General features: G+C 52.3%; 39 protein-coding genes. All 39 read right to left on the bottom strand.

Annotation, left to right across the window (positions count from 1 at the left end; all coding sequences use genetic code 11):
- Positions 1-86: 86 nt before the first annotated feature.
- Positions 87-1,259, bottom strand: coding sequence for a 1-deoxy-D-xylulose-5-phosphate reductoisomerase (locus ACXJJY_RS04880; RefSeq protein WP_456385586.1), 1,173 nt, complete (start codon positions 1,257-1,259; stop codon positions 87-89).
- Positions 1,256-2,053 (bottom strand): phosphatidate cytidylyltransferase, encoded by a 798-nt coding sequence (locus ACXJJY_RS04875; RefSeq protein ID WP_456385584.1) that lies wholly within the window; start codon positions 2,051-2,053, stop codon positions 1,256-1,258. Before ACXJJY_RS04875 ends, ACXJJY_RS04880 begins: the two co-directional genes overlap by 4 nt.
- A 3-nt stretch (positions 2,054-2,056) precedes the next feature.
- On the bottom strand, positions 2,057-2,803 hold the full coding sequence (gene uppS / locus ACXJJY_RS04870; RefSeq protein WP_456385582.1) for an undecaprenyl pyrophosphate synthase: 747 nt from the start codon (positions 2,801-2,803) through the stop codon (positions 2,057-2,059).
- 14 nt (positions 2,804-2,817) lie between these two features.
- The gene (gene frr, locus ACXJJY_RS04865) at positions 2,818-3,369 is read right to left on the bottom strand and encodes a ribosome recycling factor (protein ID WP_456385630.1); all 552 of its coding nucleotides are present in this window, start codon (positions 3,367-3,369) and stop codon (positions 2,818-2,820) included.
- Between the two features lie 475 nt (positions 3,370-3,844).
- The gene (pyrH, locus tag ACXJJY_RS04860; RefSeq protein WP_456385580.1) at positions 3,845-4,567 is read right to left on the bottom strand and encodes a UMP kinase; all 723 of its coding nucleotides are present in this window, start codon (positions 4,565-4,567) and stop codon (positions 3,845-3,847) included.
- Positions 4,568-4,638: 71 nt separating this feature from the next.
- The gene (gene tsf, locus ACXJJY_RS04855; RefSeq protein ID WP_456385578.1) at positions 4,639-5,232 is read right to left on the bottom strand and encodes a translation elongation factor Ts; all 594 of its coding nucleotides are present in this window, start codon (positions 5,230-5,232) and stop codon (positions 4,639-4,641) included.
- Positions 5,233-5,363: 131 nt separating this feature from the next.
- On the bottom strand, positions 5,364-6,164 hold the full coding sequence (rpsB, locus tag ACXJJY_RS04850) for a 30S ribosomal protein S2 (RefSeq protein ID WP_456385576.1): 801 nt from the start codon (positions 6,162-6,164) through the stop codon (positions 5,364-5,366).
- 227 nt (positions 6,165-6,391) lie between these two features.
- Positions 6,392-7,171: a YkgJ family cysteine cluster protein gene (locus ACXJJY_RS04845; RefSeq protein WP_456385574.1), complete on the bottom strand. Its 780-nt coding sequence runs from the start codon at positions 7,169-7,171 to the stop codon at positions 6,392-6,394.
- Positions 7,172-7,248: 77 nt separating this feature from the next.
- Positions 7,249-7,650: a 50S ribosomal protein L17 gene (rplQ, locus tag ACXJJY_RS04840; protein WP_456385572.1), complete on the bottom strand. Its 402-nt coding sequence runs from the start codon at positions 7,648-7,650 to the stop codon at positions 7,249-7,251.
- A gap of 48 nt (positions 7,651-7,698) precedes the next feature.
- Entirely contained in the window at positions 7,699-8,742 is a 1,044-nt protein-coding gene (locus tag ACXJJY_RS04835) for a DNA-directed RNA polymerase subunit alpha (protein WP_456385570.1), read from the bottom strand.
- A 21-nt stretch (positions 8,743-8,763) separates the two neighbouring features.
- Positions 8,764-9,393 carry a 30S ribosomal protein S4 gene (rpsD, locus tag ACXJJY_RS04830; protein WP_456385568.1) on the bottom strand — a complete coding sequence of 210 codons (630 nt, stop codon included), beginning with the start codon at positions 9,391-9,393 and terminating at the stop codon, positions 8,764-8,766.
- A 91-nt stretch (positions 9,394-9,484) separates the two neighbouring features.
- Positions 9,485-9,883, bottom strand: coding sequence for a 30S ribosomal protein S11 (rpsK, locus tag ACXJJY_RS04825; protein ID WP_456385567.1), 399 nt, complete (start codon positions 9,881-9,883; stop codon positions 9,485-9,487).
- 51 nt (positions 9,884-9,934) lie between these two features.
- Complete coding sequence (rpsM, locus tag ACXJJY_RS04820) at positions 9,935-10,303, bottom strand: 30S ribosomal protein S13 (protein ID WP_267926688.1); 369 nt, start codon at positions 10,301-10,303, stop codon at positions 9,935-9,937.
- Positions 10,304-10,342: 39 nt separating this feature from the next.
- Entirely contained in the window at positions 10,343-10,456 is a 114-nt protein-coding gene (gene rpmJ / locus ACXJJY_RS04815) for a 50S ribosomal protein L36 (RefSeq protein ID WP_267926689.1), read from the bottom strand.
- Between the two features lie 27 nt (positions 10,457-10,483).
- Positions 10,484-10,720 carry a translation initiation factor IF-1 gene (gene infA, locus ACXJJY_RS04810; protein WP_267926690.1) on the bottom strand — a complete coding sequence of 79 codons (237 nt, stop codon included), beginning with the start codon at positions 10,718-10,720 and terminating at the stop codon, positions 10,484-10,486.
- A 107-nt stretch (positions 10,721-10,827) separates the two neighbouring features.
- Complete coding sequence (map, locus tag ACXJJY_RS04805; protein ID WP_456385566.1) at positions 10,828-11,616, bottom strand: type I methionyl aminopeptidase; 789 nt, start codon at positions 11,614-11,616, stop codon at positions 10,828-10,830.
- A gap of 6 nt (positions 11,617-11,622) precedes the next feature.
- Positions 11,623-12,927 (bottom strand): preprotein translocase subunit SecY, encoded by a 1,305-nt coding sequence (gene secY / locus ACXJJY_RS04800; protein ID WP_456385565.1) that lies wholly within the window; start codon positions 12,925-12,927, stop codon positions 11,623-11,625.
- Positions 12,928-13,368 carry a 50S ribosomal protein L15 gene (gene rplO / locus ACXJJY_RS04795; RefSeq protein ID WP_456385628.1) on the bottom strand — a complete coding sequence of 147 codons (441 nt, stop codon included), beginning with the start codon at positions 13,366-13,368 and terminating at the stop codon, positions 12,928-12,930.
- Positions 13,369-13,374: 6 nt separating this feature from the next.
- Positions 13,375-13,554 carry a 50S ribosomal protein L30 gene (gene rpmD / locus ACXJJY_RS04790; RefSeq protein ID WP_456385564.1) on the bottom strand — a complete coding sequence of 60 codons (180 nt, stop codon included), beginning with the start codon at positions 13,552-13,554 and terminating at the stop codon, positions 13,375-13,377.
- A gap of 109 nt (positions 13,555-13,663) precedes the next feature.
- Positions 13,664-14,176 (bottom strand): 30S ribosomal protein S5, encoded by a 513-nt coding sequence (rpsE, locus tag ACXJJY_RS04785; protein WP_267926697.1) that lies wholly within the window; start codon positions 14,174-14,176, stop codon positions 13,664-13,666.
- 54 nt (positions 14,177-14,230) lie between these two features.
- Entirely contained in the window at positions 14,231-14,596 is a 366-nt protein-coding gene (gene rplR, locus ACXJJY_RS04780) for a 50S ribosomal protein L18 (RefSeq protein WP_456385563.1), read from the bottom strand.
- 17 nt (positions 14,597-14,613) lie between these two features.
- A complete protein-coding gene (gene rplF, locus ACXJJY_RS04775; RefSeq protein ID WP_456385562.1) occupies positions 14,614-15,156 on the bottom strand; it encodes a 50S ribosomal protein L6 in 543 nt (180 codons plus the stop codon).
- Between the two features lie 30 nt (positions 15,157-15,186).
- Positions 15,187-15,585 carry a 30S ribosomal protein S8 gene (rpsH, locus tag ACXJJY_RS04770; RefSeq protein WP_456385561.1) on the bottom strand — a complete coding sequence of 133 codons (399 nt, stop codon included), beginning with the start codon at positions 15,583-15,585 and terminating at the stop codon, positions 15,187-15,189.
- A gap of 158 nt (positions 15,586-15,743) precedes the next feature.
- Complete coding sequence (locus tag ACXJJY_RS04765; protein WP_267926701.1) at positions 15,744-15,929, bottom strand: type Z 30S ribosomal protein S14; 186 nt, start codon at positions 15,927-15,929, stop codon at positions 15,744-15,746.
- Positions 15,930-15,982: 53 nt separating this feature from the next.
- Positions 15,983-16,525, bottom strand: a complete 543-nt coding sequence (rplE, locus tag ACXJJY_RS04760) for a 50S ribosomal protein L5 (protein ID WP_456385560.1) — start codon at positions 16,523-16,525, stop codon at positions 15,983-15,985.
- A gap of 27 nt (positions 16,526-16,552) precedes the next feature.
- On the bottom strand, positions 16,553-16,891 hold the full coding sequence (gene rplX / locus ACXJJY_RS04755; RefSeq protein WP_456385559.1) for a 50S ribosomal protein L24: 339 nt from the start codon (positions 16,889-16,891) through the stop codon (positions 16,553-16,555).
- 53 nt (positions 16,892-16,944) lie between these two features.
- Positions 16,945-17,313 (bottom strand): 50S ribosomal protein L14, encoded by a 369-nt coding sequence (rplN, locus tag ACXJJY_RS04750; RefSeq protein ID WP_267926704.1) that lies wholly within the window; start codon positions 17,311-17,313, stop codon positions 16,945-16,947.
- A gap of 57 nt (positions 17,314-17,370) precedes the next feature.
- Complete coding sequence (gene rpsQ / locus ACXJJY_RS04745) at positions 17,371-17,631, bottom strand: 30S ribosomal protein S17 (protein ID WP_267926705.1); 261 nt, start codon at positions 17,629-17,631, stop codon at positions 17,371-17,373.
- 40 nt (positions 17,632-17,671) lie between these two features.
- Entirely contained in the window at positions 17,672-17,863 is a 192-nt protein-coding gene (rpmC, locus tag ACXJJY_RS04740; RefSeq protein WP_456385558.1) for a 50S ribosomal protein L29, read from the bottom strand.
- Positions 17,860-18,276, bottom strand: coding sequence for a 50S ribosomal protein L16 (gene rplP / locus ACXJJY_RS04735; RefSeq protein ID WP_456385557.1), 417 nt, complete (start codon positions 18,274-18,276; stop codon positions 17,860-17,862). Before rplP ends, rpmC begins: the two co-directional genes overlap by 4 nt.
- Before the next feature lie 75 nt (positions 18,277-18,351).
- Positions 18,352-19,005 carry a 30S ribosomal protein S3 gene (gene rpsC, locus ACXJJY_RS04730; RefSeq protein ID WP_456385556.1) on the bottom strand — a complete coding sequence of 218 codons (654 nt, stop codon included), beginning with the start codon at positions 19,003-19,005 and terminating at the stop codon, positions 18,352-18,354.
- A 51-nt stretch (positions 19,006-19,056) separates the two neighbouring features.
- Positions 19,057-19,389 carry a 50S ribosomal protein L22 gene (rplV, locus tag ACXJJY_RS04725; protein WP_456385555.1) on the bottom strand — a complete coding sequence of 111 codons (333 nt, stop codon included), beginning with the start codon at positions 19,387-19,389 and terminating at the stop codon, positions 19,057-19,059.
- A 118-nt stretch (positions 19,390-19,507) separates the two neighbouring features.
- A complete protein-coding gene (gene rpsS, locus ACXJJY_RS04720) occupies positions 19,508-19,786 on the bottom strand; it encodes a 30S ribosomal protein S19 (RefSeq protein WP_456385554.1) in 279 nt (92 codons plus the stop codon).
- Between the two features lie 98 nt (positions 19,787-19,884).
- Positions 19,885-20,706: a 50S ribosomal protein L2 gene (gene rplB, locus ACXJJY_RS04715; RefSeq protein ID WP_456385553.1), complete on the bottom strand. Its 822-nt coding sequence runs from the start codon at positions 20,704-20,706 to the stop codon at positions 19,885-19,887.
- 72 nt (positions 20,707-20,778) lie between these two features.
- On the bottom strand, positions 20,779-21,069 hold the full coding sequence (locus ACXJJY_RS04710) for a 50S ribosomal protein L23 (RefSeq protein ID WP_456385552.1): 291 nt from the start codon (positions 21,067-21,069) through the stop codon (positions 20,779-20,781).
- Complete coding sequence (gene rplD, locus ACXJJY_RS04705; RefSeq protein ID WP_456385551.1) at positions 21,066-21,689, bottom strand: 50S ribosomal protein L4; 624 nt, start codon at positions 21,687-21,689, stop codon at positions 21,066-21,068. The genes ACXJJY_RS04710 and rplD overlap by 4 nt, the downstream gene beginning before the upstream one ends.
- A gap of 29 nt (positions 21,690-21,718) precedes the next feature.
- Positions 21,719-22,351: a 50S ribosomal protein L3 gene (gene rplC, locus ACXJJY_RS04700; protein ID WP_456385550.1), complete on the bottom strand. Its 633-nt coding sequence runs from the start codon at positions 22,349-22,351 to the stop codon at positions 21,719-21,721.
- Positions 22,352-22,418: 67 nt separating this feature from the next.
- On the bottom strand, positions 22,419-22,730 hold the full coding sequence (rpsJ, locus tag ACXJJY_RS04695; protein ID WP_456385626.1) for a 30S ribosomal protein S10: 312 nt from the start codon (positions 22,728-22,730) through the stop codon (positions 22,419-22,421).
- A gap of 13 nt (positions 22,731-22,743) precedes the next feature.
- Positions 22,744-22,871, bottom strand: a 128-nt coding sequence (locus ACXJJY_RS04690) for an EF-Tu C-terminal domain-related protein (RefSeq protein ID WP_456385624.1), incomplete at its 5' end; no start/stop codon positions are given.

The raw sequence follows: 22,871 nt of genomic DNA, 5'->3' as shown, positions 1-22,871 counted from the left end.
AGATTATCAAGCGTAGCTGTTAGCGGTTGACAGGGCCTTCCGTGGCCCCGCAGCAGAATATCCCTTGCGGGATTGGCAATGTGGCTTTATACCGAACCGGCACCGATCAGACACACCTCTTTTTCGGCCACAATCCGGGCCTGTCGGTCCGCAGCCAGTATGGCATCCAGATTTCGGTCATCACCATGTTCGACCTTGCGGGTTGTCTGGGAGACAACGCGCGCAATATCGGTAAAACCGATACGCCCCTCCAGAAAGGCATCGACGGCGATCTCATTTGCGGCATTAAGGACCGCCGGCCAGGTGCCCCCCTGTTCGAGACAGTCAAAGGCCAGGCGCAGGGCTGGAAAACGATCATAATCAGGTTTTTCAAAATCCAGCCGGCCGCACTCGGAAAGGCTCAGGCGAGAGAGTCCAAGTCCGATCCTTTCAGGATAGGAAAGCGCGTAGGCAATGGGAATACGCATATCGGGAATACCGAGCTGGGCCACCACCGAGCCATCGATATATTCCACCAGTGAATGAACCACAGACTGAGGATGGACCACCACCCCTATCTGCTCGCTGGAGACATCAAAAAGCCAGCGCGCTTCAATTACTTCCAGTCCTTTGTTCATCAGGGTTGCGGAATCAATGGATATCTTACGCCCCATGTCCCAGTTTGGATGGGCCAGGGCCTGGGCCGGGGTGACGCGAACCAGCTCTTCAGGCGCCATGGCCCGGAAGGGACCGCCAGAGGCAGTAAGAATGATCCTTCCCACGTCCTGACGCCGACCGGCTTCCAGGGCCTGAAAGATGGCCGAGTGTTCGGAATCGATGGGCAGCAGCCGCACCCGGTGTTCCCGTACCGCTTCCATGATCAACCGACCGGCCATAACCAGGGTTTCCTTGTTGGCCAGACCGATATCCTTGCCGGCCATGATGGCGTCCAGGGTGGGCAGCAAACCCACGGCACCAACCACGGCAGAAACAACCATCTGGGCCTGGGGCATGGTAGCGACACGACGGTTTCCCTCCGTCCCGCAAAAAATACGGCGGCGATAACTGTCCGGCAGCAGAACGGCCAGTTCATCGACCAGCTCGGGCCGACCAATGGAAACCAGTTCGGGCTCGAATTCAAGCACCTGCCTTGCCAGCTCCCGGACACTGGACCCTGCCGACAGGCCGACGATGCGGAACCTGTCGCTGAACTGGCGCACCACAGCCAGGACATTCTGCCCGATGGAACCGGTGGAGCCAAGCAGACTGATGCACTTCATGTCAGCATACCGAAGGAAAGAAGGAGGTAAAAGACCGGCGCGGTCAACAACAGGCTGTCTATTCGATCCAGCAAGCCGCCGTGTCCGGCCAGTAGGGTGCCGGAATCCTTGACCCCGGAGCTTCGCTTGATTACCGACTCGATCAAGTCGCCCATGATACCCACCACCACCAGAACAGGCCCAAACAGAGCCAGCCGGACCAGAGATCCATCGGGAAAAATCAAACTCCCAACCAGTACCGCGGCCAGAGATCCGGAAAGGATACCACCCAGAGCCCCGACAACGGTCTTGCCGGGACTGATGGAGGGGCAGAGTTTGCGGCGACCAAAAGTCCGACCGGCATAATAGGCCCCGGTGTCGGAACCGGCAGTGATAGCGACCAGAAGCAGCAGCCAGCCGGCGCCGTTATCCAGAAATCGAATCAGAACCAGGTGAGCGCCGCAAAAAGAAATATAGGCAAGCCCCAGGACGGACAGGCTGAAAAAAGCCAGCACATCGTCGAGGCGGGAGTAACGGTGCAGTACGAGCAGAATTGTCCCGAGAAGAGCACCGACCAGACCGCTAAGGAGGGCCGCAGGGGTAGCGATAACCGTGGCCAGGACCGGGAGACCTGCCACAGTCAAGGACCCCAGGAGATCGCCTCTGGTCTGACCTGGCAGGACCATACGAAAATATTCATAGAGGCCGGTGAAAACCAGGCCAACCATAACAAGGTAAAATAGGGTCCCGGGCACACCAAAGAGCAGCAGGACCCAGACGACCAGCATACCGAGACCGGGAAGGACTCGCCCCATGGCCTACTCCTGACGCAGTTGGGCCCCGGTGCGGCCAAAACGACGCTGGCGGGTCCCATAGGTGGAAATGGCCTCGAGAAACTGTTCCTTGCGGAAGTCGGGCCACTTGATTTCAGTAAAGTAGAGTTCAGCGTAGGACAGTTGCCACAGCAGAAAGTTGGACAGTCGTTGCTCGCCACCGGTGCGGATCAACAGGTCGGGATCCGGCTGACCGGCGGTATAGAGGACATTGCTCATCTGCTCCTCATCCAGGTTCCTCCAGTCAACCCCCTCTTCCACACAGCGTCTGGCAAGCTCCCGAACGCCCTGCATGATTTCACTGCGGCTGCCATAGGAAAGGGCCAGATTGAGATACATGGTCTTGCAGCGGGCGGTTTCCTTCATCACCTCGGCCAGGACATCCTGGACGTCCGGGGGAAGCCGGCGTTGCTGACCCAGGCAGGAGAGCCTGATATCATTTTCCAGCATGCTGGACAGCTCGGCCCGGAGATAATTTTTAAGAAGCCCCATCAGCCCCTTGACTTCAAAGGAGGGGCGGCGCCAGTTTTCCGTGGAAAAGGCATACAGGGTCAGGTGACGGACCCCGATTTCCCGGGCAGCCCGAACCACAATCCGGACCGAATCAACCCCGGCCTTGTGCCCAAAGAGGCGTGGCCGACGCCGACTTTCGGCCCACCGGCCATTTCCATCCATGATAATGGCCACATGACGGGGAACCCGAAGAATTTCTGACGATTGCGAAGAAGGCATGGCATCGAAGGCGGTCAGACCTCCATGACCTCTTTTTCTTTACCGGCAGCGATCTCGTCGATCTGCTTGATAAAGGAATCGGTGGCCTTCTGCGCTTCCTCCTGAAGGCGGAACATCTCGTCCTCGGAGATCTCCTTGTCCTTTTTCATCTTTTTGAAAGTGTCGTTGGCTTCACGACGGACATTGCGGATGGCCACCCGGAACTCCTCGGCCACTTTCTTGACCTGCTTGACAAGCTCCCGGCGCCGTTCCTCGGTGAGCTGCGGGATATTGAGGCGAATAACTTTGCCGTCATTGACCGGGGTCAGTCCCAGATCCGAGGCCATGATCGCCTTTTCGATATGGGGCAGCATCTGCGGATCCCACGGCTGGATCACGATCTGCCGACTTTCGGGAATGGTGATGGTTCCCACCTGGTTAAGCGGCAGGGTGGAACCGTAGGCATCCACCTTGACATCATCCAGCAGAGACAGGGAGGCACGTCCGGTGCGGATTTTTGTCAGTTCCCGCTTAAAGGCCTCGACACTGGATTCCATCTTTGCCTTGAGTTGCTCGATAACCTCCATCTCTCCCTCCTGACCGCCGGTGGCGGAATCTTTATTTGAAACCAAGAAGCTTCAGTGCATCTCCAGCCGGTAGAAAAAACCTTTGTGATTACCTTCAAAATTCAGAAAATAGCCGAGCAGGGAGATAACATCGCCATTCTCACGGAGACCGTGAAAAAAATGGCCTCTCATTGGTACTCCCTGACAGATAGTTTTTCCAGGGCAAAGCGATGTTATCCCTTACCGAACCGGTGCTCAGTTTCAGTGGCAATAAAAAAAAACCTTTGGAACAAACAGGTCCGGTTACCGGCGTGACAACCGGTGATCAGACCGTTGAAAAACTACTGCATTTGACGATACTGCGTCAAAATTCGGCCCTGGTAAGCGAGCCCGAAGTCTGTACTTATCTGCGAGACTCTGAAATGCTCATGTACTCCACGTACACAGCGCTTTTTCGCCTCATTTTTCCTTGTCTTATCTTCGCTCGTCACGGTTTTCAACTGGCCTGTTCCTGTCGAGTAATCAGGGTGCCGATATTCTCTCCGGCGGCTGCCCGGACAATATTACCCTGTTTTTTCATATTGAAGACAAAAACAGGCAGGTCGCTGTCGCGGGCCAGAGAGATGCCGGCCGCATCCATGACCCTGAGGTTTTCCTTCAGCACCCTGGTATAACTCAGGGTGTCAAAACGCACGGCCCGGGGATCTTTTTCCGGATCCCGGTCATAGACACCATCCACCCTGGTTGCTTTCATCATCACTTCGGCATTGATTTCAAGCGCACGCAGGACGGCGGCGGTATCGGTGGTAAAATAGGGATTACCGGTTCCGGCGGCAAAAATCACCACCCGGCCCTTTTCAAGATGCCTCAAGGCCCGACGGCGGATATAAGGTTCACAAACCGTCTGCATGGGAATAGCCGACATGACCCGGGCCGGCACCGACTGCTGTTCCAGACCATCCTGCATGGCCAGGGCATTCATAACCGTGGCCAGCATGCCCATGTTATCGGCATTGGCCCGGTCCATGCCAGAAGCCGCACCGGCCATTCCACGAAAAATATTGCCGGCGCCAATGACCAGACCAAATTGAACCCCCCGGGCGTGGACCTGCTTGATTTCCGAAGCCACGAACTGGATCATTTCCGGTGAAATACCGTAACGGTCATCACCCATAAGAGCCTCACCGCTGATCTTCAACAGGATACGGCTGTATTTCATTCTGAATGCCTCCGAAATGTGCAGGGACCCAGTGGTGAACAGTCCCGGACTGTCTGGGCAGAGAAAAAAAATCAGGCGCCGATCTGGAAACGGGCAAAGCGCTTGATGGAGATGTTCTCCCCAAGCTTGGCAATAACTTCGTTGAGCAGATCCTGAATGCTGAGATCCGGGTTCTTGACGAACTTCTGATCCATCAGGCAGATTTCGGAGATATATTTCTCAATCTTGCCGGAGACAATCTTCTCGACGATGTTCTCGGGCTTACCGGACTCCAGTGCCTGCTTGGTGTAGATTTCCTTCTCGCGTTCGACGAGCTCGGCGGGAATCTCTTCCCGGCGGACTGCCACAGGATTCACCGCTGCGATATGCATGGCGATATCCTTGGCAAAATTTTTAAAATCATCGGTCTTGGCCACGAAATCGGTTTCACAGCCCACCTCAACCATGACGCCGAGTTTCCCGCCACCATGGATGTAGCATTCGATAACCCCCTCGGATGTGGCCCTGTCAGCGCGTTTGGCCGCCACTGCCAGGCCTTTTTGACGCAGCAGGTCAACGGCCTTGGCCATGTCGCCCCCTGTTTCGGTGAGGGCCCGCTTGCAGTCCATCATGCCGGCATTGGTCTTGTCACGCAGTTCCTTGACCATCTGGCTTGTAATCTTCACGGCTTGTTCTCCTCTATATCAAAACTTATCCAGACCCTGAGCCAGGTCCGGGTGTTCAAAATACCTGGTCGTCCATCACGGAAGAAGGGGACAACAGGTCCCCTTCATACCAGAAAATAAAAATCGATTCGTTACTGGGCAGCAGGCGTGGACTCTGATGCACCCTCAGCTGCCGGCTCTGCTGCGGCTTCGGTCATCGCGGCCTCCATTCCTTCAACATTGCCTTCACTGACCTCAGCTTCCTCTCCACGGCGGGCCTTACCTTCGAGTACCGCATCCGCCATCAGCGATGTGATCAACCGAATGGCTCGGATAGCGTCATCGTTACCGGGAATGACATAATCGATGGGGTCAGGATCACAGTTGGTATCAGTAAGAGCTACCACCGGGATCCCGAGCTTCCTGGACTCAGAAACCGCAATCTCCTCTTTCTTTGGATCAATCACAAAAAGGACATCGGGCAGGGTACGCATATTCTTGATGCCGCCAAGATTCCTGGTCAGCTTGACCCGCTCCTTCTCCATTTTGAGAATCTCTTTCTTGGGGAAACGGTTGATAGTCCCGTCTTCCTGCATGGCCTCGATCTTCTTCAGCCGGTCCACCGAGCGCTTGATAGTCTGAAAGTTGGTCATCATCCCGCCCAGCCAACGATGATCGACATAGAACATGCCGCAACGCGCAGCCTCTTCAGCAATAATTTCCTGGGCCTGACGCTTGGTGCCCACGAACATGACCGATCCTCCATCGGCGACGACATCGACCAGATAGGCATACGCCTTGCGAAAGAGCTTCATGGTCGCATCAAGATTGATGATGTAGATGCCGTTGCGCGGACCGTAGATGTAGGGTTTCATCTTGGGGTTCCAGCGCCGGGTCTGGTGGCCGAAGTGGAGCCCTGCTTCCAGCATCTGTCGCATGGTTACCTTAGTCATAATTCCTCCAGTACATTCAGGTTTAACCTCCATCCCATGTCTCATCCGCCAGCAGGCGGACACCTGAAGACCTGTGCGGGATGTGTGTGATACCTGGCCGGTTCATTCCGGACCAGTTGCAAACTTAGAACCTCTTTTGTTACCATGAACAAACCATATTTTCAAGATTTTATATCCAGAAACACTGCCGGCACTGGCTCGTGATTTAAGACGGTAAAACAGGAGCTTTACCTTGGTGACAATGTATTTCTGCCCCCTAGAACAACAGGCAGCCACTGAAAACCGAATTTAAGCAGCTCAACGTCGTCGCGCTCCATGCGCCGACGACGGTCACGATCAATGCGATACCTGTCAAGAAGATTGTGTCGCAACACGTAGTCACGGAAGCCGTCAATATCGTAGCAGACCATGAACGACAGCTGCTGGCGGGGACCGGCGGCTCCTTCCCCCTCCCAGGGATTAGTGGCAAAAAACGCGTCCAGTTCAGCCCACAGATCGTTCATCAGATTGTACTCAAGAAGTTTCTGGTCCCGCTCCCACTGTTTAACTGTAAAATAAGTACCTTCTTCTTCATGTCCCTTGCAGTAGGGATGCCGCACCAGGGAATAATGGGCCCTGAGCTGTGCACGCAGGCCGCACTTCTCGACGCCACGTTCCAGTGGATAGGTACGGCAGGCTGAAGGACGATCCGGATAGACCAAGCAGCCGTCTCTGGTCAGAAAGGGACAGGGATAGTTTTCCTTCTCGGCCATGTTGAGCATGAGCGAGGGGAAATAAGGATGACTGCCTTCACCAATCCGGCAGTAGGTATGGATGAACTTTGCAGAATGCATACCCAGACATTTTTTAAGCCTGACCACATCGTAGGGAAAGAGACAAAGCTCCACCTTGTGACAGCAGGTCAGATAACAGGAAACGCCTGGATGACACCGGAAAGAAAAGGTATCGTCCCCTTTGAGTGATATCCTGGGCGTGGCTTCAGGTGATGTTATTTTGTTTTCTTTCATGGGACACACAAAAAAAAAGCTGATATGACGAGCATATCAGCTTGATCGAACATTTCAGGCAATGGTCAACGGTTGATTTATTCTTCCTCGGCAGCCTCAAGCTCGGCTTCTTCGTAGGATTCTTCAAAATCAACAAGTTCGAGAATGGCCATGGGTGCTGCATCACCGTTCCTGGTACCAGTGCGGATGATACGGGTATATCCGCCCTTGCGATCCTGGTACTGGACACTGATCTCATCAAAGAGCTTGGCAACGATATCCTTGCTGCGGATATAGGCCAGAGCCTGACGCCTGGCATGCAGATCGCCCCGCTTGCCAAGGGTAATCATTTTTTCAGCAACTCTCCGGGCCTCTTTAGCCTTGGGCACAGTTGTAACGATACGCTCGTGCTCCAGAAGTGAAGTTACCATGTTGCGGAGCATGGCCTTACGATGAGCGGTAGTGCGGCCAAGTTTTCTGCCAGCTTTTCTATGTCTCATTGTCCTGTCCTTTTATCGTGATCCTGGTGACACCGTGCCGACGGGAGTTTATTTATCCTCGCCGCTATCTTCACGTTCATCCGGAGGAACCCAACCTTCGAGCTTCATCCCGAGGGTCAGATTGTGCTCGGCTAGCAGTGTCTTTATTTCATTAAGAGATTTGCGTCCAAAATTCTTGGTCTTGAGCATCTCGGCATCTGTACGCTGCACCAACTGGCCGATATACTGTATTTTGGCATTTTTAAGACAGTTGGCCGATCTGACCGAAAGCTCCAGATCTTCGACATTCTTGTCGAGGAACGGATGAAACTCCGTCACATCGCCTTCTCCTTCGGGTGCCTCGGGCGCCTTGGCAGCATCCTCATCGAAATTGACAAAAATGGTCATCTGTTCCTTGAGTATTTTGGCTGCATAGGCCAAGGCATCCTCAGGACGAACAGAGCCGTCTGTTTCTATCTCAATGGTCAGCTTGTCATAATCTGTCTGCTGACCAACCCGAGCCTGACTGACCACAAACTGACTCCGCCGAATCGGAGAGAAGGCAGCATCAACAGGGATGACCCCGATAGGTTGATCCTCTTTCTTGTTCAGCTCGGCAGGAACATAGCCCTTACCCCAGCATACCTCAAGTTCAGCCCGGAAGGTGGTATCGCTGGTAATGGTACAGATGGGCGCCTCGGGATTCATCACTTCGACATATCCCTGACCGTTGATATCACCGGCCGTAACCTCGGCCGGTCCCTTCTTCTCTATGGTTACCGTGCGCGAGTCAGGACCGTTGAGCTTCAAACGGATCTGTTTGAGGTTGAGAATAATATCGGCAACGTCCTCATGAATACCGTCGATGGTTGTAAATTCGTGCTGGGCACCATCAATCCTGACCGAAGTGATGGCAGCACCCCTGATCGACGAGAGCAGAATCCGGCGCAGTGAATTACCGATGGTGGTCGCGAAACCACGCTCAAACGGCTGGCATTCGAACTTGCCGTACCTGTCTGTATGTGTCTCGGACCTGACTTCCAGACGATCGGGAGTAATAAGATCGTGCCAATTTTTGTAAAAGGGATTGTCGTCCCTGATTTCCTGTGCCATGCAATACCTGACTTCTTAAATTTACTTGGAGTACAGCTCGACGATCAGCTGTTCCTGGATCGGCATGGTGATCTCGTCCCGGTTGGGCAGCGCCTTCACCGTACCCTTGAAATTCGCCTGATCCAATTCAAGCCAGCTTGGAATTCCACGACGTGCCGCACCCTCGATATTGTCGGTTATTACTTCATTCTTGCGGCTCTTCTCTCGCAGAACTATCTCGTCGCCCGTAGAAACCTGGAAAGAAGGAATATTGACCTTCTTGCCATTGACGAGAAAATGATTATGACGAATCAGCTGTCGCGCCTGATCACGCGAACAGGCAAACCCAAGCCTGTAGACAGTGTTGTCGAGTCGACGCTCAAGCATCACAAGCAGGTTTTCGCCGGTGACACCCTTTGCCCGGTCCGCCATGTAAAAATACCGGCGAAACTGCCCTTCAAGCATGCCGTACATGTGTTTGACCTTCTGCTTCTCGCGCAGCTGAATAGCATAGTTGGACTGTTTTCGAAACCTTGCCTGACCATGCTGACCCGGCGCGTAAGAGCGGCGCTCGAAAGAACACTTATCCGAATAACACCGGTCTCCTTTCAGAAACATCTTCAGGTTCTCACGCCTGCACATCCTGCAGGAAGCTCCTGTATATCTGGCCACCTTAATCCTCCATAAAATATACTTACGGTCTGCATTCCAGAATGGTAATCCGGAAAGGCAAACCGCTTATCCACACGCCAAGCGGAAGTATTCAGACCCTTCTGCGTTTGGGCGGCTTGCAGCCGTTGTGCGGAATAGGTGTCACATCGCTGATCTTACTGACATCAAGATCTGCGGTTGTCAGGGCACGCAGGGCAGCCTCACGACCAGGACCAGGACCCTTCACACGCACCTCGACTTTACGGATGCCATGTTCCTTGGCCTTTTTCACAGCATCACTGAGCGCATTCTGAGCTGCAAAGGGCGTCGACTTACGAGACCCCTTAAAGCCAATAACACCGGCGCTGGACCAGGAAATCACATTGCCCTGGCGGTCTGAGATAGTTATGATCGTGTTGTTAAACGTGGAGTAGATAAAGACTATCCCCTCGGGGATGTTCTTTTTCTCGCGGCGCTTGCTTCTGACAGCACCTTTCTTTGCCTTAGCCATGTCTGCTCCGTTTTGTATCATCCGGCTTATTACCGGATATCTCATAAGAACTTATTTTTTCCGTACTGCTGCCCCGCGCCGCGGTCCTTTCCTGGTCCTGGCGTTGGTCTTTGTACGCTGTCCACGACAAGGCAGGCTCATACGATGCCTGCGCCCTCGGTAGCAGCCGATGTCCATAAGGCGCTTGATGTCCATGGACACCTTGCGCCGGCGATCACCTTCGACCTCGTAATCCGCCTCAATGATCTTCCTGATCCGGGTAACGTCGTCTCCGGAAAGATCATCCGAATTCATCTGGTAGGGCAGATCCGCCTTGTCCAGAATCTCACGTGCCGTGCTGAGGCCAATCCCATAAATATAGGTCAGCGCCCGATCCATATGCTTGTTTCGTGGTAAGTCTACACCTGCTATACGTGCCAAGATCCTACTCCTCTCGTGATGCCTTTAGCGCGGATGAACTTAACCCTGCCGCTGCTTATGCTTCTTGTTCTTGCAGGTTACCCGTACAATTCCGTTACGCTTAATGACTTTACAGTCTGCGCACATCTTTTTTACCGATGCCCGAACCTTCATGCTCAGATCTCCTCAATCAGTACCTGGCTACTTTTTATTCCTTCCGCCCTTTGAGCGAAAAGTTACCCTGCCCCGGGTCAAATCGTACGGCGAAAGCTCTACTGTTACCCGATCGCCAGGTAGAATCTTGATGTAATGCATCCGCATTTTACCCGAAATATGGGCAAGAACCTTGTGACCGTTATCCAGTTCCACACGAAACATGGCGTTCGGCAACGGCTCTATGATAGTTCCTTCTACTTCAATGGCGTCTTCTTTGGCCATACTACCTTCCTGTGATTAAATAATCAGCGCAAAAAAGATTAATATATCGCACTCTTTGTTTTTTTCAAGATATTTTCACGGTTACTGCCAAAAGGTTCCGATAAATTTTATCTTTCTGTCTTTTCACGTGCACTGAGCACCAGCGGACCTTCTTTGGTCGCAGCCACCGAGTGCTCGAAATGGGCCGAAGGCTTGTGGTCAGCGGTCACCACTGTCCAACGGTCTTTAAGAACCTTTACCTTGTGGGTACCGACATTGACCATGGGCTCAATGGCAAGCACCATACCTTCAAGGATCCGAGGAGATGGCTGTTTCTGCACATAGTTCGGAACCTCAGGCCCCTCATGCAGACTGGTACCAATACCGTGACCAACAAAGTGACGAACCACTGAAAACCCATGCTTTTCCGCATGCACCTGGACTGCCCTGGAGATATCGGTAATCCGCTTGCCGACCTTGACCTGGGCAATGGCCTTTTCAAGGGACTCCCTGGTCACCTCGAGCAGTTTTCTCTTAAGCTGACCGATTTCTCCAACTGGGATGGTCACGGCTGAATCGCCATAAAATCCCTGATAAAGAACCCCGAAATCAACTGAAACAATATCTCCCTCGCGTACAACAACCTTCCGGGAGGGTATACCGTGAACAACCTGTTCGTTGATGGAGACACAAAGGCTGCCCGGGAAACCACGATACCCTTTGAAGGCCGGTACAGCGCCCAGATCACGACAATACTCTTCGGCCCAACGATCAAGCTTGAGTGTAGTCAATCCAGGTCGTATGCGTTCCTCAAGCAGGCTCAGTACTCCGGCAACAATCTGATTCGCCCGGTACATGATCTCGATCTCTTCGGGCGTCTTGACGATAATCGTCTTGCTCTGATCTGTCTCGCTCACAGCTTGTTAACGGCGTCCCTTGATCCGGCCAGCCTTCATGAATCCTTCATAGTTTCGCATGACCAGATGTGACTCGATCTGCGATATGGTGTCAATGGAGACGCCGACGACGATGAGCAATGCAGTGCCGCCAAAGAAAAACGGTACATTGAACTTGTTGATCAACAATGTCGGCATAACACATACCGCGCTGAGATAGATGGCTCCGATCACGGTCAGTCGTGTCAGAACCTTGTCGATGAATTCCGCTGTCTTTCTCCCGGGTCGAATTCCAGGAATAAACCCGCCGTTCTTCTTAAGATTTTCCGCTACATCATCAGGATTAAAGGTGACCGCAGTATAAAAAAAGCAGAAAAAGACGATCATTCCAATGTACATCAGATAGTACCAGACTGTTCCCGGAGAAAGGGCTGCCGAGACCTGCTGGACCCAGTCGATCTTGACAAAACTCCCTATGGTGGCGGGAAACATCATGATCGACGAGGCAAATATCGGTGGAATGACGCCGGATATATTAATTTTCAGTGGCAGATGAGACGCCTGCCCTCCATAGACCCGTCTTCCGACCACCCGTTTAGCATACTGGATGGGAATTCGACGCTGAGCAGTCTCCACGAAAATGATAAAGGCGACCACCCCTAGCATCAGCACGATAAGAAACGGTATAAATATGACCTGGAGTTCTCCGGCCTTGACCAGTTGAATGGTATTTACGGCTGCTGCGGGCATCCTGGCAACAATACCTGCGAAAATGATCAGCGAAATACCGTTCCCTATCCCTCGCTCGGTCATCTGCTCACCAAGCCACATGATAAAGGCGGTTCCAGAAGTCAGGGTCAGGATAGTCATCAGCTTGAATCCCCAACCAGGATCCATGACAATAGCCTCGCCCCCTGGCCCGGCCATACCTTCGAGACCACTGGCGATAAACAGACTCTGAACCAGTGCCAGGGCCACGGTGCCGTAGCGGGTATACTGGGTGATCTTGCGTCGTCCGGCTTCGCCTTCCTTGGAGAGCGCTTCGAGCTGGGGAATGACTACAGTCAGCAGCTGGATAATGATGGAAGCACTGATGTAGGGCATGATTCCAAGAGCAAAAATGGAAAAATTCTCAAGTGCTCCACCAGAAAACATATTGAACATGCCAAAGAGTGTGGAGGCATTCTTGGCAAAGAAGGCGGAAAGTGCCTCCCCATTGATCCCTGGCGTTGGAATCTGTACACCCATCCTGTACACCAGGAGCATGAGCAGCGTAAAGACAATCCGCCGTCTCAGTTCAGGTATGTTCGCTGCGCTGGCCAGTCCGCTCATTTAGTCTACCTTTACCGTACCACCGGCAGCTTCGATTTTAGCCCGGGCCGAACCACTGATCTTGTCCACTTCAAGAGTGATGGATTTGGTAATCTCGCCATTGGCAAGCACCTTGACCAAATTGTCCTTTTTCTTGATCACTCCTGCTTCCAGCAAGGCCTGACGGTTAACCACACTGCCTGCCTCGAAACGGTCCAGGTCGGACAACGACACCAAGGCATATTCTTTCTTGAATATATTGGTGAAGCCACGTTTGGGCAACCGCCGATGCAGTGGCATCTGGCCGCCCTCGAAACCTGGCTTTGCAGTGTAGCCTGAACGGGAACGGGCTCCCTTGTGCCCACGGCCGGCGGTTTTGCCAAGACCTGATCCCTGGCCGCGACCAACTCGCTTTTTGTTCTTCCTGGCTCCCTCACTGGGGGAGAGCGTATTGAGTTTCAGCATCGTCTATTCCTCCACCCGGATCAGATGGCGTACTTTGTTAACCATGCCACGAATCTCAGGTGTGTTCTTTCTGGTTACAGTCTTGTGCATCTTTGTCAATCCCAGACCAACCAGGGTAGCGCGAATTTTTCTCGTTGAACCAATCTCGCTTTTTATCTGGGTAATGGTAATGGTATCACTCATCTCTACAGTCCCTCGTTATCACATTTCTATCAGACAGATTCTGCGTAACGAATAATGAAAGGTTCGCTCCAGCCCGCAATGGCGGAAAGTTGCGCTATTCTAACCAAAATCAGGCAACCATGTCTTCGACTTTCAAACCGCGCAACCGGGCAATCTGCTCTGCACTGCGAAGCCGTACCAGTCCGTCGATAGTGGCCTTGACCAGGTTGTGAGGATTATTGGATCCAAGGCACTTGGTCAAAATATTCTGAACCCCGGCTGCTTCCAGAACCGCACGTACAGCGCCACCTGCGATAACACCGGTACCGTCGGATGCAGGCTTGAGCATCACCGAACCGGATTTAAACTTACCGTAGATCTCATGCGGGATCGACACGTCGGTCAGAGCAACAGTTCGCATATCTTTGCGTGCACGCTCGATACCCTTACGGATAGCTTCCGGTACCTGGTTAGCCTTACCCAGACCGTATCCGACCTTGCCCTTTCCGTCGCCGACAACGACAATAGCGGAGAAGCTGAAGCGACGGCCACCCTTGACAACCTTGGCAACCCTGTTGATATAGACGATCTTCTCTATGAGCTCTTCCTGGTTGCCGTCTTTAGCCCGTTTATAATCAGCCAAGAAACACCCCCGTAGCTAAATGTATTTCCACGTTTTCAGTTGTGATACGAATCATTAAAATTTCAAACCGCCCTCTCGGGCCCCCTCAGATAAAGCCTTGACCCGACCGTGGTACAGATTGCCACCACGGTCAAAGACAACCCTGGTGATTCCTGCGTTTCTGGCCCGCTCGGCAACCAGTTGTCCGACCCTCTTTGCCTGGGCACATTTGCCTTTCAGGTCTTCACCATTGAATTCCTTGTCCTTGGTGGACATGGCGACAATGGTCGCATGCCTGGTGTCATCAATGATCTGCACATAGATGTGTTTGTTACTGCGAAATACTCGCATCCGCGGTTTCTCTGCAGTACCGAATATCCGTTTCCTTATACGGCGTATCCGTTTCTTGCGTGCAGTAAGTTTCTGACTTGTCTTTGCCATAATGCCACCCGTTTGTATTAGCTCACACCGCCGGCTTTGCCGACCTTGCGAACAATATGCTCGTCGAAATAACGTATACCCTTACCCTTGTACGGTTCCGGCTTACGCACGGCCCTTATCCTGGCAGCAGTCAGTCCGACCAGTTCCTTGTCAACACCTTCAAGGGTAATGGAGTTGTCCTTGCCGACCTCTGCCTTGATACCTTCGGGTAGCTGAAATTCAACAGGATTGGAGTAACCGACGTTGAGAGTCAGCACGGAGCCACTCACACTGGCCCGATATCCGACCCCTTCGACAATCAGTTTCTTCTGAAATCCCTTGTCCACACCAACAACCATGTTGTTGACCAGTGAGCGGAACAGTCCCCAGAATGCCAGCACCCTTTTTGATCGGCCTTTAGGAGTGACGACGATATGATCACCGTCCATCTTCAGCTCGATTTCCGGCCGGATATTTCTTTCAAGCGTACCCCTGGGACCACTCACCACAACGTGGGTTCCATTTATCTGAACCTTGACCCCGCTTGGTACTGGAATCGGTTCTTTACCAATTCTGGACATACTTACCTCCTCTCCTCAGACCGCTAGCGGTTACCAGACTTCACACAGAAGCTCGCCACCGATGTTCCGCCTGCGGGCCTCACGATCGGTAATGATTCCCTGGGACGTTGTGAGAATTCCAATTCCCAGACCACTCATGACCTTGGGAATACGGTCTGCTTTTTTGTACTGTCGAAGTCCAGGTTTGGAAACCCGGCGCAGTCCGGTGATGATTTTCTCGTTGTTAGGACCGTATTTAAGGTCGATCCTCAAGGTACCCTGCACATCAGCTTCAATGATGTGATAATCCCTGATGTATCCTTCCTGCTTCAGTACCCTGGCAACACCGACCTTGAGTTTTGACAGCGGTATATCGACTGAATCAAAACCAGCCATATTGCCGTTTCTGATTCTTGTCAGCATATCCGCCAGCGGATCACTCATAGACATCGAATTCTTCCTCTTTGTAATAGATAAAGTGACCGGTAGCGCCTGACGCTGGCCTTTTATCCTTTATTTGGTGACCGCAGTATTCCCTCTCGAGGGAACGCTCTATCTCCAAAGTAGTTCAGCAACACTATTGGTTGCTGAACTGGTGCACATCTTTTCTACCAGCTCGACTTGGTTACACCGGTAATCTCGCCCTGGGATGCGAGTTTCCTGAAACAGAGCCTGCAACAGCCGAATTTTCTGAAAAAGGCTCTCGGACGTCCGCAGAGCGGGCATCGATTGTAGGCACGAACCTTGAACTTAGGCTTCCGTTTTGCCTTGGCAATGAGTGATTTTTTTGCCACTGCTTCCTCCTGATAATCAGTTCGCAATTCTTAACCTTTGCGGGGTCAAGAAGTTATTTCTTTTTAAAAGGCATGCCCAGGTTCTTGAGCAGAGCCCTCCCTTCGTCATCACTTTCCGCAGTGGTGACAATGGTGATATTAAGTCCGCGGATCTTGTCGATCTTGTCGTAATCGATCTCAGGAAAAATTATGTGTTCCCTGATCCCAAGCGAGTAGTTACCGCGGCCATCAAAGCCTTTGGGAGAAACACCCCGGAAATCGCGGACCCGCGGCAGAGCCACATTGATGAGCTTGGATAGAAAATCGTACATCTTATCCTTGCGGAGAGTGACCCTGGCACCAATGGGCATTCCTTCACGGAGTTTGAATCCGGCAATGGACTTTTTGGCCCTGGTGACCACGGCCTTCTGGCCGGCAATCAGGGTGAGCTCCTGGGCTGCCTTTTCGATAATTTTTGGATTCTGCACAGCTTCCCCGAGCCCCATGTTCAAGACCACTTTTTCAACGCGGGGAATCTCCATGACATTTCTATAATCGAACTCTTTCTGGAGCTGCGGTCTGCACTCGCGCTCATATATATCTTTCAGCGTTCCCATTCTGTACTCCTAAAGCCCAGACAGTAACTATTTCTTCTGGTTTTCTATGGTGGCACCGCAGCTCTTGCAGAAGCGAACCTTGGTTCCATCTTCAAGAAACTTCTTTCCAATACGCACGGTCTTGGCACATTCAGGGCAGACCAGCATGAGATTGGAAATGTGAATAGGTGCTTCCCGTTCGATTATCTGACCTGGTTGGGTGGCGTCCACCGGTTTCTGGTGTTTCTTGATCATGTTGATCCGTTCCACCACAGCCCGGTTTTTCTTTCTGTCAATTTTAAGAATCTTGCCGACACGACCCTTGTCCCTGCCGGCGATTACCTCAACCTGATCGTTTGTCCGCAGACTTGTTGTTCCCTGCCGCATTATTCTGTCCTCGTATCGCTCTTTGGTCTGTAGTTCTCACTGCCTGGCAATGGCTACAGAACCTCCGGTGCGAGAGAAATAATCTTCATAAAACCAAGGGAGCGCAACTCCCGGGCAACAGGCCCGAAAATACGCGTGCCGATAGGTTCACCGGAGTTGGCCAGGAGCACAGCAGCATTCTCGTCAAACCGCACAGTGGTATCCTCGGGACGCTTGATTTCCTTGGCCGTCCGAACGACAACAGCATCGAGCACGTCGCCCTTCTTAACCTTGGCATGGGGAATTGCCTCCTTGACCGTTACAACAATAACATCACCGATGGAAGCGTATCGACGCCTGGTGCCGCCAAGTACTCTTATACAGAGCACCTTTTTGGCGCCGGAATTATCGGCAACATTGAGTATAGTTTCAGTTTGAATCATGGCCTCACCTGATATATTTGCCTGTTTTCGACCCGGTCATAAGCCGCCTGGCAGCGATTACACAGCCCGCTCAACAATGGAGCGTACCCGCCAGCGTTTATTTTTCGATAGCGGCCGACACTCCTCAATGAGCACGGTATCACCAATGTTGCAGGCATTTTCCGGATCATGGGCCATGTATTTCACCCGGCGCCGGATATATTTGCCATACAGCTTATGGCGAACTTTTCGCTCGACAAGGACAACAATGCTCTTATCCATCTTATTGGAAATAACAGAACCCTGTTGCGTCTTTCTGGTCTTGTTTGTATCACTCATTCTTACAGTCCAGTACAATTTGTAATTTCGCCAAGCCCTGTCAGCTCCGGGCCATCTCGTTCATCACGGTTTTCACCCTCGCAATATCCTTGCGGAGCTGGGCTAACCGGTCCGGATTTTCAAGCCGGCGGATACCGTGCTGGAATTGCAGCTTGAAGAGATCTTCACGAAGGTCCATTTCCTTCTTGCGAAGATCTTCCAGGCTCATATCACGAAGTTCTTTCGCCTTCATATCGTTGTGCTCCTGGTGATCACCTTGGTCGGGAACGGTAACTTGTAGCCGGCAAGCTTAAGCGCCTCAACTGCGAGATCTTCGGGTACTCCGGAAAGCTCGTAGAGGACCTTACCCGGCTTGATGGTTGCAACCCAGTATTCCGGTGAACCCTTACCTTTACCCATCCTGGTTTCCGCTGGTTTCTTGGTGATGGGTTTGTCAGGGAAAACCCGGATCCACATCTTACCACCACGCTTAATCTTACGGTTGATGGTAATACGTGCAGCTTCAATCTGCTGCGCGGTCATACGCCCACAGCCTACAGCCTTGAGAGCATAGTCACCAAAGCTGATGGACGATCCGCGATGGGCGGTTCCCTTCATCCTGCCCTTGTGCTGTTTCCTGTGCTTTACCTTGCGTGGACTTAACATTGTACTAACTCCTGCTCACGACTGTATATTGAAATGCCTGTGGGCACATTCAACGTGTTTATCACATGTTTATCCTTACTGAGCGACAACGGTCAGATCGGATTCCTGAAGAACTTCGCCTTTGAAGATCCAGACCTTGACTCCGATAATACCATAGGTTGTTTTAGCCTCGGCCGTACCATAATCGATGTCGGCTCTCAGGGTGTGCAGAGGCACGCGTCCTTCCTTAAACCATTCTGTACGCGACATCTCCGCCCCTCCAAGGCGACCGGCACAGGAAATTTTGATACCCTTGACGCCAAAACGCAGCGCAGAGTTGATCGATTTTTTCATGGCCCGTCGGAAGGCGATACGCCGCTCGAGCTGTGTGGCGATATTTTCTGCTACCAGTTGGGCATCAGCCTCAGGACGGCGCACTTCCTGAATATCAATCAGACAGGGATGGCTGAACTTCTTCTCAAGGTCCTTTTTCAGGACTTCGATCTCTGACCCCTTCTTGCCGATGACAATACCCGGTCGGGCTGTGAACAGCTTGATCCTGATCTTAGCACCGGTCCGTTCGATAACGATACGGGAAATACCTGCGTGATACAGACGTTTTTTCAGATACTTCCGAATTTCCTGATCCTCATGCAGGTTGCGGGCATATTCCTTATCCGCATACCAGATTGATTCCCATGTGCGGGTTATTCCCAGCCGCAGTCCTATGGGATTGACTTTCTGCCCCAAGGTTATCCTCCGTTGCCTCTTGAACTTTTAATTAGGGATATGACCAGACCCTCAGGCCTCGTCTACAACCACGGTGATGTGGCTTGTCCGTTTTAAAATCCTGGTTGCCCGACCCATGGCCCTGGGGCGATATCTTTTCAGCATCGGCCCGCCATTGATCTGAATCGACTTGATGTACAGAGTGTCGACATCAATTGTTTCGGTCTGCTCGGCATTGGCCACAGCAGACTCGATTACCTTGCGAAGAATGCGCGCTGCCTTTTTGGGCATGAACTTCAGGGTGGTAATGGCTGTTTCCACATCCTTTCCCCGGACCACGTCAGCAACCAGTCGCGCCTTCTGCGGCGAGATACGAATATATTTTGCGACGGCTTTCGTTTCCATCTTTCAACTCCTATCGCGTGTCAGCCAGGCGGTCTTTTTATTAATTAAGGTTCCGTCCGGCCAACCAGAAAATACGTAGCTTCTATGGTTCATTACAGAACCAGGCAAAGCGTTTTGGTTATCGCTTCTTGCCTTTTTTATCGGCAGCGTGACCATAGTAGGTTCGAGTGGGAGAAAATTCGCCAAGCTTGTGACCCACCATGTTCTCGGTGACATATACCGGGATAAACTTTTTTCCGTTATGCACGGCAAAGGTCAGACCTACCATTTCAGGAATGATATCGGATCGACGTGACCAGGTTTTTATTACCCTGCGATCACCCGATTCCTGGGCCCTGACCACCTTTTTCAAGAGATGATCATCAACGAAAGGACCCTTTTTGACAGAACGAGCCATATCAAAATACTCCAGATTGTTCTTTGAAAGTCATGCCTCAGTTGCACTGAAACCGGCTTTACATCATTTCCAGGCAGGCCTGCTTGTCCTGCTTGATCTTACTTGCGTTTGGTGACAATATCTCGATCAGAGGCTTTGCGCTTCCGGGTCTTATATCCCTTGGTTGGGACGCCCCAGGGTGTACAGGGATGCCGACCACCGGAACTCTTACCCTCACCGCCACCCATGGGATGATCGATGGGATTCATGGCCACACCACGGACATGGGGTCTGCGACCTTTCCACCGGTTTCGCCCTGCCTTGCCAAGTTTTTCGCTGCCATGTTCGGTATTACCAACCTGACCTATGCAGGCCCGGCAGAGTTTGTTGAACTTGCGGACTTCACCTGAAGGCAGTTTGACAAGGACATAGTTCCCTTCCTTGGCCATCAGCTGCGCCGCTGCACCGGCAGAGCGCACCATCTGCGCTCCCTTGCCAATCTTCATCTCCACATTATGGATGATGGTCCCAAGGGGAATTTTGACCATGGGCAGACAGTTGCCCGGCTTAATATCCACATCGTCACCAGCTATAACCACATCACCTACCGAGATGCCATTGGGAGCAAGTATGTAACTCTTCTCTCCATCCGTATAGACAATCAGCGCGATGTTTGCGGAACGGTTGGGATCATATTCAATGGCCACAACCTTTGCTGCCACCCCGGTTTTATTCCTTTTCCAATCGATAACACGGTATTTGCGTTTATGCCCTCCGCCCCGGTGCCGTGATGTAATTCTACCGTACGCGTTGCGCCCACCACTCTTTTTGAGCGGGCGGAGCAAACTCTTTTCGGGGGCTTTATTCGAAAGCTCGGGCTGCAGAACAGATACCTGATGCCGCTTACCCGGTGATGTCGGTTTATGGGTCTTTATTGCCATTGCTCTTCCTGCTACTTAAGCCTTAGGATACTTTCTTCCTCTGCCAGTTACTGTGTCAGGTCAATCTCCAGCCTACAGCTCATCGAGGAAATTGATCTCACCCTCTGACAAGGTTATATAGGCCTTTTTCCAGTCACTGGTACGCCCGACGGATTTGATGCCGACCCTTTTCTTTTTGCCGCGCATCTTAGCTGTCCGGACACTTGATACCTTGACGCCAAACAACTGTTCGACAGCACGTTTGATCTCGATCTTGTTGGCCTCAGGATGGACCTTAAAAACCACCTTGCCATGCAGTTCCTGAGCGAGGCTTGCTTTCTCGGTCAGGCAGGGGCTCTTGACTACATCATAGAGAACCTTCATACCATCAACCTCTCTTCAAGCTGCGCCAGGGTGGACTGCTCCAGCATCAGCTTGGAATATTTCAATATGTCATAGACGTTGAGTCCGGCAACCGGAAGTACCTTGTAGCCAACGGCATTGCGGGCCGAAAGCCTGACATTGGCATTCTCCTCCTGAGCGACGACGAGACAATCATCAAACTTGAAATTGTTCATCACCTTGACAAACTCCCTGGTTTTGGGAACCTCCATCTTGAAGTCGTCCACAACCACGAGGTTGCCCTCACTCAGCCTGGCACTCAATGCCATACGGAGAGCAAGACGACGGACCTTTTTCGGGAGCTTGTAGCTGTAATCCCTTGGTTTAGGCCCGAAAGTTGTGCCCCCCCCTCGCCAGATCGGCGAACGCCTGGATCCGGCACGTGCGCGACCTGTGCCCTTCTGCCGCCAGGGCTTCGCCCCCCCTCCGCGCACCTCTCCACGGGTTTTGGTACATGCAGTACCAGCCCGCCTGTTGGCACGCTGCATACAGACGACCTCGTGCAGGACCCCTGGATTGACCTCGACGCTGAACAGTTTGTCGCTCAGCTCGACTTCTCCGACTTTTTCACCGGAGGTATTGACAACATCACAAACTGCCATGAGTTTCTCCTATAAAGCAGCCCAGACGCTTACACTGCAGTAAAGATACTGATCAGACCATTTTTTGCTCCGGGCACTGCGCCCTTGAGCAAAACAACATTCTCGTCTTCGCGAATGTCCACGACGGTCAGATTCTTCATCGTAACTTTATTGGTTCCCATATGCCCGGGCAGTTTTTTCCCTTTGATGACACGGCTTGGCCAGGCACTGCAGCCAATGGACCCTGGTGCGCGGTGAAACATGGAACCATGAGTGGCACGTCCACCTGCAAATCCGTGCCTCTTCACAACACCCTGGAAGCCGCGTCCCTTACTTCTTCCTGTAACATGAACAGTGTCGCCAATCTTCAGAATCTCACTCACGGAAATGTTCTGTCCAAGCTCGAAGGCTTCGGGATCAGCTACCCGGAATTCACGGATATGGTAAAACCCCTTGCCGCCAGAACGCTTGAAATGGCCGCTCAGTGGCTTGTTAATCCTTGATTCCTTTTTCTCAAGAAACCCGACCTGGATGGCATTGTATCCATCCTTGTCCTCTGTTTTTTTCTGCAGTACCGTACAGGGGCCCGCCTCGATGACGGTCACAGGAATCGAACGACCATGCTCGTTGTATACCCTGGTCATTCCGATTTTCCTCCCCAGTATTCCCATTGTTTTCGGCATTTCTCTACCCATCAGGTGTTTAAGTCGAATATATGAACCAAACCGTCAGAACTTATCTGATCTGTGCCTAGGGAAGCTTGATTTCCACATCCACCCCGGCCGAAAGCTCCAGCTTCATCAACGAATCAATGGTCTGCTGGGTAGGTTCCAGGATGTCAAGCAACCGGCGATGGGTCCGCATTTCAAACTGCTCCCGCGACTTTTTGTCCACGTGGGGTGAACGGAGCACCGTATACTTGTTGATCGTGGTCGGCAGCGGTATAGGGCCCGCAACCGTCGCGCCAGTCCGTCGTGCCGTCTCAACTATCTCACGGGTAGACTGATCAAGCAGTTTGTGGTCGTACCCCTTGAGGCGGATACGAATCTTGTCTGTCGGGATCATTGTATTCCTCTTACTCGATAATTTCGCTGACCACGCCGGCACCTACGGTCCGCCCACCCTCGCGAATTGCAAAACGAAGTCCCTCTTCCATTGCAATCGGGGTAATCAGCTCCGCTGTAATGTGCACATTGTCACCAG

The organism is Desulfolithobacter sp. (assembly GCF_054025815.1).
This window is presented reverse-complemented; position numbering and strand designations above follow the sequence as displayed.